13 protein-coding genes are annotated in these 18,323 nt (G+C 57.4%); 5 read left to right on the top strand and 8 right to left on the bottom strand.

Annotation, left to right across the window (positions count from 1 at the left end; all coding sequences use genetic code 11):
• Positions 1 to 47: 47 nt before the first annotated feature.
• The 8 genes from ACXAG1_RS06715 to dnaX all read right to left on the bottom strand — a co-directional run bounded on the left by ACXAG1_RS06715 (position 48) and on the right by dnaX (position 6,519).
• Positions 48 to 743 (bottom strand): YEATS-associated helix-containing protein, encoded by a 696-nt coding sequence (locus ACXAG1_RS06715; RefSeq protein WP_475092091.1) that lies wholly within the window; start codon positions 741 to 743, stop codon positions 48 to 50.
• A 221-nt stretch (positions 744 to 964) separates the two neighbouring features.
• Positions 965 to 1,330, bottom strand: coding sequence for a hypothetical protein (locus tag ACXAG1_RS06710; protein WP_475092090.1), 366 nt, complete (start codon positions 1,328 to 1,330; stop codon positions 965 to 967).
• Between the two features lie 27 nt (positions 1,331 to 1,357).
• The gene (locus tag ACXAG1_RS06705) at positions 1,358 to 1,858 is read right to left on the bottom strand and encodes a YcgN family cysteine cluster protein (protein WP_475092089.1); all 501 of its coding nucleotides are present in this window, start codon (positions 1,856 to 1,858) and stop codon (positions 1,358 to 1,360) included.
• Positions 1,809 to 2,102 (bottom strand): YcgL domain-containing protein, encoded by a 294-nt coding sequence (locus ACXAG1_RS06700; RefSeq protein ID WP_475092088.1) that lies wholly within the window; start codon positions 2,100 to 2,102, stop codon positions 1,809 to 1,811. Before ACXAG1_RS06700 ends, ACXAG1_RS06705 begins: the two co-directional genes overlap by 50 nt.
• On the bottom strand, positions 2,099 to 3,241 hold the full coding sequence (rnd, locus tag ACXAG1_RS06695; protein WP_475092087.1) for a ribonuclease D: 1,143 nt from the start codon (positions 3,239 to 3,241) through the stop codon (positions 2,099 to 2,101). Before rnd ends, ACXAG1_RS06700 begins: the two co-directional genes overlap by 4 nt.
• A 4-nt stretch (positions 3,242 to 3,245) precedes the next feature.
• Entirely contained in the window at positions 3,246 to 3,860 is a 615-nt protein-coding gene (gene recR / locus ACXAG1_RS06690; RefSeq protein WP_475092086.1) for a recombination mediator RecR, read from the bottom strand.
• Between the two features lie 87 nt (positions 3,861 to 3,947).
• Positions 3,948 to 4,295, bottom strand: coding sequence for a YbaB/EbfC family nucleoid-associated protein (locus ACXAG1_RS06685; protein WP_475093929.1), 348 nt, complete (start codon positions 4,293 to 4,295; stop codon positions 3,948 to 3,950).
• Positions 4,296 to 4,413: 118 nt separating this feature from the next.
• Positions 4,414 to 6,519, bottom strand: coding sequence for a DNA polymerase III subunit gamma/tau (gene dnaX / locus ACXAG1_RS06680; RefSeq protein ID WP_475119297.1), 2,106 nt, complete (start codon positions 6,517 to 6,519; stop codon positions 4,414 to 4,416).
• A gap of 319 nt (positions 6,520 to 6,838) precedes the next feature.
• Here dnaX and ACXAG1_RS06675 point away from each other — a divergent pair, with 319 nt between their 5' ends.
• From ACXAG1_RS06675 to ACXAG1_RS06655, 5 genes are all read left to right on the top strand, one after another.
• Positions 6,839 to 7,369 (top strand): RNA polymerase sigma factor, encoded by a 531-nt coding sequence (locus tag ACXAG1_RS06675; RefSeq protein ID WP_475092084.1) that lies wholly within the window; start codon positions 6,839 to 6,841, stop codon positions 7,367 to 7,369.
• Between the two features lie 466 nt (positions 7,370 to 7,835).
• The gene (locus ACXAG1_RS06670) at positions 7,836 to 8,870 is read left to right on the top strand and encodes a FecR family protein (protein WP_475119296.1); all 1,035 of its coding nucleotides are present in this window, start codon (positions 7,836 to 7,838) and stop codon (positions 8,868 to 8,870) included.
• Between the two features lie 134 nt (positions 8,871 to 9,004).
• Positions 9,005 to 11,899 carry a TonB-dependent receptor gene (locus tag ACXAG1_RS06665; protein ID WP_475119295.1) on the top strand — a complete coding sequence of 965 codons (2,895 nt, stop codon included), beginning with the start codon at positions 9,005 to 9,007 and terminating at the stop codon, positions 11,897 to 11,899.
• A gap of 354 nt (positions 11,900 to 12,253) precedes the next feature.
• Positions 12,254 to 15,028 carry a TonB-dependent receptor plug domain-containing protein gene (locus tag ACXAG1_RS06660; protein WP_475092081.1) on the top strand — a complete coding sequence of 925 codons (2,775 nt, stop codon included), beginning with the start codon at positions 12,254 to 12,256 and terminating at the stop codon, positions 15,026 to 15,028.
• Positions 15,029 to 15,328: 300 nt separating this feature from the next.
• Positions 15,329 to 18,280 carry a TonB-dependent receptor plug domain-containing protein gene (locus tag ACXAG1_RS06655; RefSeq protein WP_475092080.1) on the top strand — a complete coding sequence of 984 codons (2,952 nt, stop codon included), beginning with the start codon at positions 15,329 to 15,331 and terminating at the stop codon, positions 18,278 to 18,280.
• The last annotated feature ends 43 nt before the right edge of the window (positions 18,281 to 18,323 follow it).

Below are 18,323 nucleotides of genomic sequence, written 5' to 3'. Positions count from 1 at the left end.
GGCCGCGCCTCGTTTTATAACGATTAAGCGCGACCGGAAAATAAAAATCAGTCAGAAAGTGATTGCGCAGGCTGTGAACGGCGGCGGCGCACAACCTGGCGCCCCTTGTCGGTAATGTACCAGCGGATACCCAGATGGCTGTGGATCTTGCCCACCATCTCCAGCACCAGCAGGCTGTTCAGGGCGCGGGCCACGGAATTGGTCTCCATATTACCCTCCTGCACCATCCCCGCCAGGGAGCGGAATACGCAGTCACCGTTGTTCAGCAAACTCAAGACATGCAGCGCATTGTCATCCAGCTTGCGGATCTGGTTGAAGTCGAGCGTCGGCCCCTGCTCCGGGTCTCCCTCGATCTCGTGCTCCAGCAACGGCATCATCTCCAGCTGCATCGCGCGGATTTCCTGCTCCAGATTTTCTACCCGCGCACGGGCGATACTGGCATCCCGCAGCTGACGGCGAGCGGCGTTGAATACGAACATACGGGAGGCGATGGCCGCGAGCAGGCAGTAACCGGTGAAGATCAACAGGCGCGAGGGGTCACCCTGAATCTCGATCAGCAGGTCGCTCTGGGTGAACTTGAGAAAGATGGGCACCATCAGGGCGCCACACAGCCCCATAATCAGGCAGCGCGCCAGGCCCGCCGGATCTTCTTCGGTAAACAGCATCTGGTAGTAATTGACCAGGCCCCCGAGAATACCGGAGACCAGCATGACCGCAGTCAAAATCAGCAGGTGATCGAGCATCCCTGTCCCTTCATTCCATGCACATCAAACGCCACGACAGGCACTTATTGTGTTTGTTGATCATTTGCGCACAACTGTTGCGGGCAGTTGTATTGCGACGGGCTTAATTAGATATAGCAGTTTGCGGCGCGAACGGCTCAGGCGGGACGAGAGGGAAGTAGGGAAAGGCGCCAGTAACCGCTAAACAGGCCACCTGGCGCAGAAAGAGAGGATATGAACGATCAGTACTGGTCACTCTCGGTCATCGGGCGATCCTTGCGACGGCGCATCATCAACATAGCGATGCCCATAATCAGCATCACCGCAATAGCGCCACCGGCGGCAAATACCAGACTCGCGGAGACCTCCGGTGTGGCGCCATTTTCTTCAAACAGGGTTTGGTAGACAAACAGAGGTAATACCGGCACCAGTGGGCCATCGGCCTCGGTACCGCGCGCGGGTACCAGCAAAACTGTGGCGCCAACCAACAACAGCAAGTTACGCACCCAGGACCACCCCCAGTTGCGCATAAACCACCAGCCGGCCGCCAGTAATACTACGACGCCCGCAGCGTAAATCGCCCAGGCGAGCTTGAACTCTTCTGCCATTTGAATGCTCTTTTGTCTCTTTCTATTTCAGCCCGGCTCATCGCCAGACCAGATCACAATATATTCTTCGTAGTCATCGGCCTGCACTTCTGTTTCGCTGATGACACTGTCGCGTACCGATATACCTGCCTTGTGCACCGACTCGGGATCACCACTTATCAGTGGGTGCCACTCGGGTAACCGGCCGCCGCTGGCGAGAATGCGGTATGCGCAGGTTGCCGGAAGCCAGGTAAAATCTGCCGCGCCCTGCGGCGTCAGCTGGATACAGTCCGGTACATGCTGCTTGCGATTGGAGTAATCCTTGCACTGACAGCTGTGGGTATCCAGCAGTTTGCAGGATACACAGGTGGTCGCGATTTCTCCGGAGTCCTCATCTTCCAGCCGATGCAGACAACAGCGTCCGCAACCGTCACACAGGGATTCCCACTCTTGCGCGGTCATCTCCTGTAAGGTTTTCCTCTGCCAGAAAGGCCGCTGACTAACCACGAGAAAGCTTGCTGTTCTGCGCGGCAATTGCCCGCATCTCATCGTCTACCACCGGCGGCATCTGCAGATAATAGCCCTGATCCTGCAACGCGTTGATGACCTTGTCCACATCCGCGCGCGCCAGTTTGCGCTCAGGGGTAATCAACAGGGTGGTGACGTGTACCGGCTTGCCGAACATTTCCTGCAACTTTTCGGGCACCCGCGCCATGCCTTCTTGCTTGAGTACGTAGAGGTACATTTCATCGTTCCGCGGGCTGCGGTAAATATCACAGATTTGTTTGCTCATCGTTTCAATTCTTTCAGTTCCTGCAGCAGTGGTTCGCCCACTACTGCGCGACGCCATCCCGTGAGGCGCCCTTCCAATTCCGGTTGCTGGGCCTGCACCAGGACTTCCAGCTCTTTTTTGCGCACCAGAATTTCCGCTGGCAGCCCCGCCGCTTCCGCAAGTTCGGTGACCTTTTTACGCAGCAGCTTGAGCACTTCGCCCTGCTCGCGGTTCAACGGCTGCTGCAGGCGCGCGGGAGGATCCTCGCGCTCGGCAGCGCGGGTGATAATCTCCAACAGGGTTTCGCCATAGCGCCGCAGTGTTTTTCCTTCCAGCCCGGGCTGTGCCAGTGTGGCAAGGTACTTCGGCATATTCTGCGCGAGCGCCATACACACATTTTCTTTCAGCAGGTGATTGCGCGGCATATTGCGCGCGCGCGCTTCCTGCTCTCGCCAGGCACACAGATCCTGCAATACGGCCAGCTGATTCTGGCGCAGGCGCCAGGCACCTTTCACCTTGAGGTAGTATTGTTCCGGCGGCTCTGGCCGGCGCGCCGCTTCCACCATCGCCGTGCAGTCTTCCCACAGCCAGTCCAGTCGATCCTGCTCGCGCAGTTGCTTGAGCAAAATACCGTAAACAAACGGCAGCCAGGCTACATCGAGCGCGGCGTAATTCTTCTGTGAATCACTCAAAGGACGCTGTAGCCAGTCTGAGCGGGTTTCGCTTTTTGGCAGATCAATCTGCAACAGTTGACTGACGGTGGCCGCATAGCCCAGACCCGCACCCATGCCGGTGATGGCAGCGGCGATCTGGGTATCGAAAATGGGATCAGGAATCGCGCCGAGCAGGCGGTCCAGGGTTTCCAGATCCTCACTACAGGAGTGCATGATTTTTACCACGCGGGTGTCCTGCAGTAATTCCTTCAGCGGCTCCAGGTTTTCAATCGCGAGATTGTCGATCAGGTAGCAGTGCTTGCCATCCCCTACCTGCACCAGAGCCGGTTGCGGATAGAAGGTGCGACTGCGCATAAATTCCGTATCCAGCGCCACCGCACTCTGGGTGCGCCAGCGGCTGCAAAGCTCAGCCAGTTGTGCATCGCTATCCACCCAGATGGGCGTGGTGTCTACAAGTTGCTTTTCCGAAGTATTGATAGAACTCACCTTTTTACAGCACCGTGCGGCTGTTGAATGCGTGGGCCAGGGTGCCGCCGTCGATGTATTCCAGCTCCCCACCAATGGGAACACCGTGGGCGATACGGCTGACTGCCACGCCCTTGGCGCGAGCGCGTTCAGCAATAAATTGCGCGGTGGCTTCGCCTTCCACGGTGGGGTTGGTGGCAATGATCAATTCGCGAATCCCGCAGCCTTCCTGCTCCTCGCCTTTTTCAGACAAGCGCTCACCCAGTACATCCAGCCCGATATCCGCGGGGCCAACGCCATCGATAGGCGACAGGTGACCGTGCAATACAAAGTACAGCCCGTGGTAATTACCGGCCTGTTCAATGGCGAGCACATCTGCCGGGGTTTCCACCACACACAGCATGGAATGATCGCGCCGGATGTTATTGCACAGGGCACAGACTTCCTGCTCGGTGAGTGTACGGCAGCGGCTGCAGCGGCCGACCTTTTCCACCGCCTGCTGCAGGGAGCTGGCGAGCAGACCGGCAGCATCGCGATCCTTTTCCAGCAGGTACATGGCCATACGCTGGGCCGACTTGGGGCCGACGCCCGGCAGACAGCGCAATGCGCGAATCAGGTCTTCAATCAGGGGACTGAACATAGTTTGCGTTCAAATGTAAAAAGGGCCCACGCAGGGCCCGGAAAAATTGTCAGGGACGAATACCACAGACGGGTCCACGGGTCCCATTCATCCGAACGGGAATTTGAAGCCTTCCGGCAGATTCATGCCGGCACCCAGATTACCCATCTGCTCTTTCTGCACTTTTTGCGCAGCCTCTTCCACCCGGCGCACGGTGTCGTTGACCGCAGCGGCGAGCAGGTCTTCCAGCATTTCCTTGTCTTCGCCCAGCAGGCTCGCATCGATATTCACGTCCACCACATCGTGGCGGCCGTTCATGGTGACCTTGATCATGCCCGCACCGGATTCACCGGTTACGCGCAAGTCGGTCAGCTCTTGCTGCACTTTCTCCATGCGCTCCTGCATGTCGGCCTGCATCTTCTGGGCCTGTTGCATCAAATCGCCGATACCTTTCATCATGGCAATTTCCTTAATCTCAAAATAGTTCTGCTTGGTTCTGAATCTCGATTCAGTAACGCGTTTTTTCGGGCTCACTTCATACCGGATATTCAACCCGGACTCTTAACCCAGGCTCTCACCCCAAGTATTCGACAGAGTCCGGTACCAGCTGTGCGCCTAGTTCACTCTGCAACTCCTGCACTACGGGGTCCTTGTTCAATGAATCCCGCGCGGAAAGCAGCTGGGCTTCGCGCGTTGCGGCGATCAGCTGTGCGGGGGTTCCGCCGTAAACATCACCCACCTGAATCTGAACGGTGACCGGCTGACCGAAAAAGTCACCCAGCACATCCGCTAGACGCCGCTGGTGGCCGTCGTCGTAGAGGCTGCTGCGCGTCTGATCCAGGGTAAAGGAAAGTATATTGTTCTGCCGCCCCAGTAACTCCAGGTTGGAGGCGATGGAATGCAGGATACCGGTCACCCCCATTTGTGGGTACATGGCCGGCCAGCTGCCCGGGGTCAACGCTTCCAGGCGCGCGGCAGGTACCGGGGCTTCCTGTGCAGGAGCCTGGGCCGGAGCGGGAGCCGGTGCCGCTTGCGGTGCGGGCTCGGCGAATTGTTGCGGCGGCGCAGCTTGCACTTCGGCCACTTGCTGACGCAGACGCTCGCGCATTTCGGCGCGATCATCCCGGGGCTCCACCGTGGCGGACTGAACCACCAGCTCTGGTTCTGGTTGCGGCTCTAATTCCGGTACTGCTGGTTCCGGTACTGCTGGCACCACTTCAGGAGCGGGCTTTTTTTCAATGTCCGCTGCCACCTCGCCGGTTTGAGGAGCCGTTTGAGGAGTTAGTTGCGGCTCGTCATCCCAGGGGGGCGCATCGTCTACTGGCGGGGCCGGCTGCATTTCCGGCTCGGGTCGCACCTCGTGTTCTGCTCGTTGTTGCGCTGGCGGTTGCTGCACCGGAGATTGTTGTCCGGAGGGCTGCTGCTCGGGCGCTGCAGGCCGCGGTTGTTCCACCGCAGGTTGCGTTCCTACCGGCTGGGCTTCGACCACCGGTTGCGTTGCCGCACTCTGTTCTACCGGAGCAGCTTGTGGTGACGGTGCAGCCTGCGCCGACGCACCGGCCCCCGCCAGCGGCGCCGTGGGAATATGGGCGACCCCCTGAGGTTTGAACGCAAGCATGCGCAGCAGCGCCATTTCAAAACCACCGCGGGGGTCCGGCGCCAGCGGCAGGTCCCGGCGCGCAAGCAGCGCCATCTGATAAAACAGCTGAACGTTTTCCCCGGCCATGGAGGCGGCATGGTGTTGCAGAAGTTCCGCATCACCGAGGGCATTGTCGATGGATTCTGGCAATACCTGTGCAATGGCAATGCGGTGCAGGATGGACGCCAGCTCCGCCAGGGCCGCGCTATAGTCCGGTGCCTGCTCAGACAGCTCCCCTACCGCGTCAAACAGTGCGGACGGGTTCTCGTCGGCCAGGGCCTGCACCAGCTTCCACACCAGGGTGCTGTCCAGAGTACCCAGCATGGCCCGCACTTCCGCCTCGCTGATCTTGCCGCCGCCAAAGGCGATGGCCTGGTCGGTGAGGCTCATGGCATCGCGCATACTGCCATCAGCGGCACGGCCGAGGTGCCAGAGGGCCTGCTCGTCAAACGGTACCAGTTCTTTTTCCAGTACAAAGCGCAGGTGCTCGACCACCCGCTCCGGGCTCATATTCTTGAGATTGAACTGCAGGCAGCGGGACAATACGGTCACCGGCAGTTTTTGCGGGTCCGTGGTGGCCAGCAGAAATTTGACGTGGGGCGGAGGCTCTTCCAGGGTTTTCAGCAGCGCGTTGAACGAGCTGTTGGAGAGCATGTGCACCTCATCGATCAGGTACACCTTGTAGCGGCCGCGGGTCGGCGCGTACTGCACGTTCTCCAGCAGCTCGCGGGTATCTTCCACCTTGGTGCGAGAGGCAGCATCCACCTCAATCAGGTCGACAAAGCGGCCATCGGCGATTTCCATGCACACAGAACACTGACCGCAGGGCTCGGAGCTCACGCCGGTCTCACAGTTCAGGCACTTGGCGAGAATCCGCGCTATGGTGGTTTTACCCACACCGCGAGTACCGGCAAACAGGTAGGCGTGGTGCAGACGGTTGTTGTCCAGGGCGTTGATCAGAGCCTGGAGCACGTGCTCCTGCCCGACCATTTCCCGGAACAACCGCGGCCGCCACTTTCGCGCCAGTACTTGATAACTCATTCGTTCTCCGCAGTGGCAACTGCCATGAAGGTGCCACGATATGATGATTGGTCACGGGCCAGATATGGCTGGCCCGTCGCAAAACTCGAAAAGTCGGCCATTATACCGGCATCGCTGCTCAGGAGTAGAGATACGCCAGCGGTCATGAAATTCCACCTTTCAGCGCGAGTAGGCACAATGTTTGAAGACAAGTTGACAGGTTCAGTCATCTTATCGTGTCAAAACGACCACTCGTCGATTGCTGTGTCGCTGTGTTATAACTGGCGATGCCCGCCTTATAACAAACACAACGAGCGCAGTACGGGGATCCCACCAACCAATGAGTAAAGCCCGGAAGTCACTTCTGGAGAAGCTGTTTGCCGATCATGGCCAGGCACTGGTGCGGTTTATCGCACGCATCGTGCGCAGCAACGAGGATGCGGAGGATATTGCCCAGCATGCCTATCTGCGCCTGCAAAAACTCAGCGACGAAAAAGATCTCGAGAATCCCAGGGCTTACCTGTTCCAGATCGCCAACAACCTGGCGGTAGACCAGCTGCGTCGCGGCAAGCTGCACATTGAGTACGTCAGCCAGCAACTACCTCCGGAAGGAGCCACCCCTGGCGATGACGATCACGGCTATCACCAGTCCCCTGAGCGCGTCCTCGCTGCCCGACAACAGCTGCAGGCCATTCACCAGGCCATGGACAGCCTGCCGCTGAAGTGCCGTCAAGCGTTCCTGCTACACCGCAGCCGCGGCCTCTCCTACGCTGAAATCGCCCACGAGATGAACATTTCCGTGAGCAGTGTTGAGAAATACATCCTGCAGGCACTCAAGGTCTGTCGCCAGAAAGTCGGAACTCCCGCGTAACGCACCACCTTCCTAACGAACTATTGGATGGCCTCCCCGCACATCGCCACTCGCCGCAGAAACCTGACAGCCAGGCGCACTTCTGTTGCCTCGCGAACCACCTTTGAACAAGCTTGGCGCATTGCTGGCCAGAGGTGCACCGCAGTGCAGCAAAAAACCTGAAAAAGAATTGAGGGGGGAGGCCAGTCGATCGTCTTAATTGTGAGTGGCAGCATCCGTACAAAAAAGAACGGAAACCACATAGATAATGTGCTAAATTTTGCGAACTTTTATTGCATAAATTGCGCAGGACGAACAGAAGCGTTGATTTGAACGCCCTTGAATAGCACCATATTGGTGCAGACAGGCGTAAATGGTTCTAGAGATTCACCATTTAATCAAAAGACAACTCTGACAGGCAGCTCGATAGGTTATCGGAAAACAAGGTGTTAGTGCGGTGAATCCTCAGGAAGTACAAGACGTACCAATGGAAGACAGGCTCGATCAGGCGTGCGCCTGGATTGCGCGCCTGCGTTCCGACGCGATCAGCGATGCTGACCGCCGCGCTTTTGCCGCCTGGATGTCTGATTCCACCGCCAACCGTCAGGCGTTTGACGAGATGACCGAGCTGTGGGGCGACCTTGGCGCCCTGTCACATATGCCCCTGGATGAGCTCTATCCGGAAAGTGTGCCCAGCAGCAACCATTGCACCACCTCCCGGCCGGCAACCCCCGCCGCCTCCCGTGAAGACACAACCGACACCGCCGTATGGAATCTGCCTCAATGGTTGTTCGGCGGCAGCGCCGTTGCCGCCTGCCTGGCCGTCGCCCTCTGGGTTGGCAATGAGTGGCTGCAACAATCACCGGTCCAGCAACAGATATATGCCACAGCGGTGGGCGAAACCCGCACAGTGTCCCTGGCTGATGGCTCCGAGGTTCAGCTGAACACAAACTCTGAACTGATCGTCAAGTTCAGTCGCGATGAGCGCCGCACCCAGTTACTGCGCGGCGAAGCCTATTTTGATGTTGCACGCCAGACGTCCCGCCCATTCACCGTAGCGGCGGGCGAGGCCAAGATTCGTGTACTGGGTACTCAGTTCAACGTTGAGCGGAATCCCGGCAACACCCGCGTCTCCGTCACCGGGGGCACCGTCGCGGTAAGTGAGGCCCGTACTGCCAGTGGCTTGCAGCCGGAAAGCGTCAAGCTGACCCGCAACCAGAAAGTCAGTGTGTCCAACAGCGGCCTCTCCGATGTGGGCCACACCTCGGCAGACGAGGCCCTGGACTGGACCCGCGGCCAGCTGGTCTTCGACCGCACCCCGCTCGACGAAGCCCTTGAAGAACTCAACCGCTACCTGAAAGTCCCCGCTGCTGCCGCGCCCAATGTAGGGGAGCAAACACTCTCTGGCACCTTCGAGCTGGCAGACCCGGAAAGCACCCTGGCAGCGATCGCTGCAGCTCTCGATCTGGATCAGGATCAGAGCGACCCCAACCTGACTCTCTTGTCACCCAAGCGTAACTAAGATATAACTCTCGCCCCGGGTAACCGTACTTTTTTTAGCCAAAAGCTGGTCGGTTACCCACACCACAAAACGAACGAGAAATTGGCTGTGCTTTCCGGTTGCTGATCGTGCCGGGCATGGGTGGGATGAGAGAATTGAACAACCGGCATTGGGCAACACTGTCACTGACAGGGCTGATGTTACTCGCTCAGAGTAGTAGTGCCGCCTGCCCGAAATCCGGTGTTCAGGTTCCTTCCGGCAGCCTGGCTCGCGCGCTGATTTCCCTCGGTCGCCAGTGTCGGGTCTCCCTGGTGGTGCAGGCCGACAGCGCCTCCTCTATTCAGATTCCCCCGCTACACCTTGAAACACCAGACGGCAGCATTGCCCCGGCCCTGCACCAGCTGCTGGAACGGTCCGACCTGACCTTCAGGCATACCGGTACCAATGCCGTCGCTATTGTGGCGAAAAAAGAAGAACCCGAGCAAAACGCGACGGACAGCGCGCTACTGCCCGAGGACGAAGTGATCGTAACGGGACGCAGCCTGACCGGCAGTCACCTGCGCCACCTGAAACTCGACAGCTACGCTCCGATTGACGTCCTCGCACAGCCGGAGCTCGAGATTACCGGCGCCCAGACCATATCGGAGCTATTGAAATTCCTGCCCGCGGTATCGGGTAACTCTACCAGCACGTCGGTCACCAACGGCGGAAACGGCACGGCCACCGTCACCCTGCGTGGCCTCCCGGCGAGCAACACCCTGGTACTAATCAATGGCCGACGCATCGTCAGCAATGGCTTTGGCGGTGAAGCCGCAGACCTGAATACCATTCCGCTCTCAGCCGTGGATCGGATCGAAGTGCTGAAAGATGGCGCTTCCGCCGTCTACGGCTCCGACGCCATCGCCGGCGTAGTGAATATTATTTTGCGCCGGGATTTCGACGGTCTCTCGATAAACACCTATTTCGGGCAGGCAGAGCGTGGCGATCAGGAAACCAGCTCCTACAGTCTCACTTGGGGCGGTGGCAATGAAGAAACCCACCTGATGCTCAGCCTTGCGGACTACCGCCAGGGTGGAATCCTCAGCCGCGACCGCAATCTTTCCGCCTCCGCAGACAACCGCCCCCGGGGCGGCACCGATCTGCGCTCCTCGGCGTCCCCGCAGGGCTATATCGCCCTGTCCGACAGGGTGGTCGCCAATGCCGCCGATGGCTATAGAGCCTGGACGCCGGAAGACCTGTACAACTTTCGCGAACACACCTCTGCACGCGTGCCCTCGGAGCGCCAATCTATATATATTGCAGTCAATCACCGGCTGAATGAAGAAACCCAGGGGTTTGCGGAGTTAATGACGGTGCGTACCCGCTCCGAATCCACACTTGCTCCGACACCCGTCTTTACCCGGTTTGACAATGGCGACCTGGCCATTGCCAGCGACAATATATACAACCCGTTTGGCGAAGAGATCACCGACGTGCGCAAGCGAGTGCTGGAGCTTGGCCCCAGGGTTCAGTACAACGGCACCGATACTTACCGCCTGAATACCGGCTTTAAAGGACTGATGGATGACTGGCAGTGGGAGCTTACCGCAGCGACCCACTACACTCGCGCCAAAGAAACCCTGACAAACCTGATAGACCCCCATCACCTCTCCCTAGGGCTAAAAGGCCCGAGCACCTGCACGGAAAGCGTGGGTTGCACGCCGGTCAACCTGCTCGGACTAACCGGCAGTATCGACCAGGCCCAGCTGGACTATATTCGCAGCGCCAACCATGTGGACGGCGCCAGCCGGATGGCCTCAATTACCTATATTGCCGACGGCCCTCTGGGCCAAAATTCCGCGGGCGATATCCTTGCCGCTGCGGGTGTAGAGCTGCGAAGGGAAGCCATTGACTTTACTTCGACGGATGCCGACGGATTCTCCTTGATCGGTGGTGTAGCATCGGGCGCGGCACAGGGTCAACGGCTCATAGGCGAGGCCTTCGCTGAAATCTCTCTGCCATTAAAAGCCGAGCGCTTGTGGCTTGATGGCGCGATCCGTTACTCCGACTACAGCGATTTTGGCAATACCGCCAATCCGAAGCTGGCCCTGCGATGGCGCCCGTTGCCAACCCTGCTGGTACGCGCCAGTTACGCGACCGGGTTCAAGGCACCAACGCTGGTGGACATGAACCAGACCGGATACCAGAGCCAGGAGTTTCTGTTCGACCCCTGCACCAATAGCAATGCGGAGAGCCTACCCGGCTGCAGTGGCCGCGCGGATCAGGCGCGAATCCAGTACCTCACCGAATTCGGCGGCAACCCGGAGCTACAACCAGAGACCTCTGACAACCGGTCTCTGGGTATTGTGTGGACGCCCGGGGACTTCACCGGTTTCCATGCCAGCCTGGACCTGTACGACATCCGTCAAAACGACGTCATAGACACCAGTCCGCAATACCTGATCAATGAAAACGCAAACAATGGCCTGTTTGCCGATCGCGTACAGAGAGATGAGCGCGGCGATATCACCCGCGTCGTTGCAACTCGCCTCAATATCGGCGCCAGGGAAGTCCGCGGCGTCGACGCCACGCTGCGCTACCAGCACCAATCAAAAGAGCTCGGTTTGATTCGCTGGTCCATGAACAGCAGCCATATGGTGCGCTACCTGAACCAGCTGGCCCCCGGAAGCCCCGTTGAAGACCTGGCCGGCACCTTTGCCGACTCTGCCAGCGGGGGCGCTGGCTCCCTGCCCCAATGGAAAGCCAACACCGGTCTCTACTGGCAGCGCGGGCGCTGGGAAAGCGGTTACACCATCCACTACGTCAGCAACCTGGTGGAAAGTTTTACGCTCAACGATGCGACTGTGAGCCGCGACATCCCCAGCTGGGCCACACACGATTTGCAGGTGGCTTACGCTGTACCAACCGGGTTTCGATTTGCCATCGGTATCGACAACCTGACGGACAAGGCCCCACCATTTGCAGCGTCGGCTTTTAACGACAACTTTGATGCCCGCACCTACGAATTGACCGGGCGCTACTGGTACGCCACCTTCAGCTTTAACATGTGAAGCAGCGCGTGCCATTTTATTTCACCCCCCCTGAAATTTCCCTCTATTCTGATCCCTGAACATCTTCCGCCCGACACCACGGCGCACACCTCCTGTTTGTTTGCCCATTGTTTTTGAAGCGCACTTCATACGCGCCCTTTAAAAACCAGCGCACACACTGTTCGTTTTTTGCCCCGCTTTTGACGTCACAATTGGCGAAAACGTACCAAAGGCGCAATTTCATTCACGAAAATCCTTGAACTTGAAAAAATTGTTCTAGGGTTGTTAGCAAGCCTCTTGTTGATAGATGTATGTAGTTGTCAGGGAGGGCATGGCCAATTCGGCGAACATCACCGGTATCAGGAGAGGTATACCATGGACAAAACCCGTCTTTCTCGGGCAATCAAGGGCGCGATCGCAGCTGCCGCCGTTACATCCAGCTTTTCTACCGTTTCTATTGCTCAGGATGCACAGGCGCAGGTTGAGGAAATTGTTGTAACCGGTTCTCGCATTCAGCGTGCGACGGACGCCAATAGCGCCACGCCAATCAGCGTGTTTGATGCAGCCCAACTGGAGCAGTCAGGTCAGACAACACTGGAAGACTTCCTGCAAAATATTCCTTCAATGACTGGTGGCCAACTGGGTTCCTCGGTCAACAACGGCAGTGGCGGTCTCGCCACGGTCTCTCTGCGCGGCCTCGGCTCTTCCCGCACCCTGATTTTGATGAATGGACGCCGCCTCAGCTCCTCCGGTGGCGCCACCGGCGTGGTAGACCTTAACACCATCCCCACCTCGGTAATTGAGCGTGTGGAAATTCTGCGTGACGGCGCGTCAACCATTTACGGGTCAGATGCCATCGCAGGTGTTATCAACATCATCACCAAGAAAGGATTTGAGGGCGCCGAGCTAACATTCGATTACGGATCGTCCACACACGGCGATGGTGACGAGTATCTGGCAGCAATGACCATCGGCACCGGCAACGATAAAGGCCATGTGATGCTGAACGCGCAGTACACAAAGCGCGATGATATCTGGCAAGGCGACCGTCGATTCTCAGCGTGTCCGCTGGGAGAGTCGGGCGGCAATGTCGTGTGCGGCGGTAGCCCTACCACTATTCCTGCGCGCTTCTCACCGACCGCGGACGACCGCCAGCTGATCGTGGACCCGGTCACCGGTAATGTGCGTAACTTCAACTCCACCACCGATGGATACAACTTTGCCGCAGCCAGTTACCTGACTACGCCGCAAAAAGTTGCCTCCATCTATGGCTACGGTACCTACGAGCTATACGACTGGAAAGACGTTACCGACATTAACGCCTTTACCGAACTGTCTTTCGTAAACCGTCGCTCTGACCAGCTGATGGCTGCTGAAGGTACCTTCTGGGGACCAGAAGTACCGGTGACCAACCCCTACAACCCGATCGGGGAACCGGTAAATATTGGTCGCCGCCTGGAAGAAACCGGCGGACGCTCTTTCTCACAGGATCTGAACACCTGGCGTGGCGTTGTCGGCCTTGAAGGGGAGTTCTGCAACGAGTGGACCTGGGATCTCTCCTACAACTACTCTCGCTGGGTAGACACTCAAATTGATCGCGGCCGCGGCAATACCGTGCGCTTCGAGAATCTGCTGGATCCCGTCGCCTGTGCTGCCGACCCTGACTGTGCTGCTGCCGTGGGCGCCACTGGCGTGACTGCCTGGAATCCATTCGCCGCAGGCACTCTGACCGATGAAATGCAAAACTACGCCCTGGTGACCAACTCCCCAGTTGAGCGCTCTTCACTGCGCAGCTTACAGGCCAACCTTGTAGGTGACTTTGGAGACTGGGCTCTGACAGGTGAAGCACCCGCTTGGGCCGTCGGCTATGAGCATCGCGCTGAGCGCACTGAAATCGTACCGGATGGCGCAGCGGAAATTGGCCAAATTTACTTCGTTAACGGAGACGCCTGGGGTGGCAACTACAGCGTGGATGAATTCTACGGTGAGGTACGCGTACCTGTATTAGAAGGTCGCCCTTGGGCTGAAATCCTCGCTTTCGAAGCCTCTTTCCGCTACTCCGATTACAACACCATCGGTAGTGATACCACTTATGGTGCCGTTATTGAATATGCACCACTGGATGAGCTTCGCTTCCGCGGCACCTACTCCCAAGGTTTCCGAGCTCCCGGTTTGGATGACCTCTACCTGACCCCAACTGTGTCAGCTGAGACATACGCAGACCCCTGTAACGGCTGGGACAGCAGCTTTAACCCGAACGTTCAGGCAAACTGCGCCGCGGACGGTATCGCACCGGGTACCCCGATCGTCTCTCCGCAAGCGACCGGCCTGTTCGGCGGCAACCCGGACCTGGAAGCTGAGAAATCTGATAGCTGGACTCTGGGCATGGTGTGGACACCATCCTGGACAGACAACATGGGCTTCACCGTTGATTACTTCAACATCAACATTGACGATGCCATCGGCACCCTGACAACCAACACCATTGTGCAGGGATGTTACGAAAGCGCTGGATTCAGCTCTCCATTGTGTGACCTGATCACCGGTGCAGCGGCGGTCGGCAGCAGCCCGTCTCCCACCAGCCCATACCGCGCGAACGACAACACCATCGCCGGCCAGCTGCTGAACAGCCAGAACGTCGCCAAATTCGAAACCTCCGGTGTCGATTTGGGCTTCGACTACAGCATGGATGTAGGTCCCGGCGTAGTAAGTGTCAACCTTTCTGCCACTTATCTACACGAGTGGAAATACCGCGGCAGCTCGGAAGACCCGACCATTGACCTCGCCGGTTACTTCGGTGCGGACCCGGTAACCACCGCCATTGTTGCCTTCCCGGAATGGAAGTTCTACGGAACCGTGGGTTACGAGTACGACTGCTGGAGCGCTTTCACTACCGTGCGCATGCTGGGCGAAGTGGATGATATCGACCCATCTCCTGCAGCCCTGGCGACTCACATTGATACCACCTGGTATCAGGACATGAACTTCAATTACTTCCGCTGGGAGAATGTCACCCTGACCGGCGGCATCCGTAACATGTGGAATCAGCAGCCCCCTTATGTCACCAACTACGATGACATGAACACCCTGATGAGAAGCTATGACACCGTCGGCCGCTTCTTCTACGGAAGTGTGACGCTGCAGTTCTAAGCCTTTAAAACCTCTCTTGAAAGCCCTGCCTCGCGCAGGGCTTTTTTTTGCCTGCTACTGTACCTACCCCGCATTTAACGCCCGCCCCGCAATTTTCAGACGAACGTCCCCAAAAAAGCCCAGCATGACTAACGTGACTTTTATCCATTCATGCGGTTTTTTTATTTTTTTTTGAGGGAACTTATCCCTGATCCGTTAAATACACGTTGGGAAGGAAATGACCACTTGGGGGTAGTCATTTCCGCACACGCCAATCCTTGGCAACACACTATAAATCCAACGATCAAGAGAGGATTTACAATGAAAAAGAACCTTCTGTCCGTAGCAGTAGCCGCTACGATCATGGTTCCTGCCCTGCCTGCATTCGCACAAGAAGATGCGCAAATGGTAGAAGAAGTGGTCGTTACCGGTTCTCGTATCGAGCGCGCCAATGACGTAAGCGTAAGCCCGGTAACTTCTGTTAGCGCAGAAGATCTGAAAGCAACTGGTGTGGTTCGCGTTGAAGACCTGATCAACGACCTGCCTCAGGTAGCAGCAACCCAAACCGCTGGCCAAGCCAACGGCTCCACTGGTACTGCAACCGTTTCTCTTCGCGGCCTCGGCTCACAGCGCACCCTCGTACTCATCGACGGTCGCCGTATGCCTGCAGGCTCTCCGCTGGCTGGTGGTTCTGGCGCCGACCTTAACCAGATCCCCGGTGCTCTGGTTGAACGCGTAGAAGTTCTGACTGGTGGCTCTTCCGCGACCTATGGCTCTGATGCAATTGCAGGTGTTGTGAACTTCATCATGATGGATGACTTTGAAGGCGTTCGCTTCGAGTCTCAAACCAGCGTGTACCAGCACAACAACAACAACAGCGACATGCAGGACCTGGTAACCTCCAATGGCTTTGACGTAGCCGACGGCAGCGTTACCGATGGCGAAACCAATGACTTCTCCATGATCATCGGTGCCAACCTGGACGGCGGTCGCGGCAACGTAACTGCTTACGCTAACTACCGTAAAATTGACGCAGTACTGCAGGCCGACCGCGACTACAGTGGTTGTGCGGTTTCCGGCAGCCCGGACTCTTTCGGTTGCGGCGGTTCCTCCACTGTACCCTGGGGTCGTTTCACCGACTTCGGTTTGAACAAAGGTGATACCACTGAAGGGTTCGACTACAGCGTTGATGGCGACGGCTTCACTGACTTCAGCCGCCTGTACAACTACGGCCCGCTGAACTACTTCCAGCGTCCGGACGAGCGCTGGACCATGGGCGCCTTCGGTCACTACGAAATCAATGAGAATGCAGAAGCCTACACCCAGGTAATGTACGCAGATGACCGCACCGTTGCGCAGATCGCTCCTTCTGGTGCCTTCTTCGTAACCAACGATCTGTTCTGTGGCAACCCATTCCTGTCTGACGAACAGTACGACGCAATCTGTGGCGTTTATGGCCTGGGCAAAGACCAGTTCGTAAGTGATCTTGAGGTTGTAAACACCGATCCGGATACTGGCGAAGTTACCACTACTCCGGGTGCTGTCTACATCGGTCGTCGTAATGTTGAAGGCGGTCCTCGTCAAGATGATATGCGCCACACCACCTTCCGCGGTGTGTTCGGTGTTCGCGGTGATATCAACGAGAACTGGGCTTACGATGTTTACGGCCAGTACTCTGAAGTTAGCCTTGAGCAAACTTACCTGAACGACATGTCCACCACTCGCATCCGTCGCGCACTAGACGTTCGTTCAGATGTCGATGGCAATCCGGTTTGTCAATCCGTACTGGACGGCTCCGATCCGAACTGTGTGCCGTGGAATATCTTCCAGGAAGGTGGCGTAACTCAGGAAGCTATCGATTACCTGGTATTACCTCTGTTCGCCCGCGGTACCACCGATCAGGAAATCGTTTCTGGATACGTAACTGGCGACCTGACTGACTACGGCGTAAAGCTGCCGACAGCTGACACCGGTGTGGCGATCGTTGCAGGTCTCGAAAGCCGCCGTGAATCCCTGAACTACTCCCCCGATTCTGGCTTCCAGAATGGTGAAGGTGCAGGTCAAGGTGGTCCGACCCTGCCAGTAGACGGTAAGCTTTCCGTAAAAGAAATCTTCACCGAAGCCAATATCCCGCTGCTGAGCGGTATGGCGGGCGCTGAGTACCTGGGTTTGGAATTAGCTTACCGCTACTCCGACTACTCCACCGATGTGCAGACCGACACTTACAAAGTGGCTGCTGACTGGCAACCGACTAGCGATCTGAAAGTTCGCGCGAGCTTCCAGTCCGCAGTACGTCACGCGAATATCCGTGAACTGTACCGCGCTCAGTCTATCGGCCTGTTCGACATGACTTACGACCCATGTGGCTCTCGCACCGATGACGATGGCGTTGTAATCGGCCCAGAGTACAGCGAAGCACAGTGTGCCAACACTGGCACCACTTCCACTACTTACGGTGGCAACTTCGATTCCCCGGCTGGCCAGTACAACTATGTTGGCGGTGGTAACCCGGACCTGGCACCGGAAGAGTCAGAAACCGTATCTTTCGGTATCGTATACTCTCCTGAATTTGTTGAAGGCCTGACCGTTAGCGCTGACTATTTCAACATCCAGGTAACCGAAGCCATCGCAGGTATCAACCCTGAAACCGTATTGCGTCGCTGTGCGGAAACCGGTAACGCCCTGTTCTGTGACGCAGTAAGCCGTGGTGCAAACGGCAACCTGTGGATCGGCTCTGCCGGCATCACCGCTACCGATGTGAACATCGGCTTCTTCGAAACCGAAGGTGTTGATATCAATGCTAACTACGGCTTTGATGTTGGTGCTTACGGCTCCATCGATATGAACTACATCGCTACTTACTTGACCAAGTGGGACCAGCAAGAGTTCGTTGGTGAGCCGATCGAAAGCTGTGCCGGAAACTGGAACAGCTCCTGTGGCACCCCGACTCCCGAGTACGTAAGCACCCTGCGCACCACCTGGGCAACCCCCTGGAACGTCGACGTAACAGGTAGCTGGCGTTACATCGGCGAAGTTACTGACCTCGGCAGTAACGGCGCTGACTTCGACGCGATCAGCTACTTCGATCTCGCCGCAGCCTGGTCTGCCACTGACAACGTCACTGTTCGCAGCGGTATCAGCAACGTGCTGGATGAAGAGCCGCCGCTGACTGCTGACGCTGGCGCTGGCATCTACGGTAACGGCAACACCTTCCCTGGCGTTTATGACGCTCTGGGTCGCTATGCCTTCCTGGGTGTTTCTGTAGACTTCTAATTCTTACGAATTAGGCAAAAATAAAGGCGCGGTGGGAAACCAC

The organism is Microbulbifer sp. ABE4_465 (genome assembly GCF_056160765.1).
Note: the sequence above shows the minus strand (reverse complement) of the source record. Positions and strands in the feature narration are given on the sequence as shown.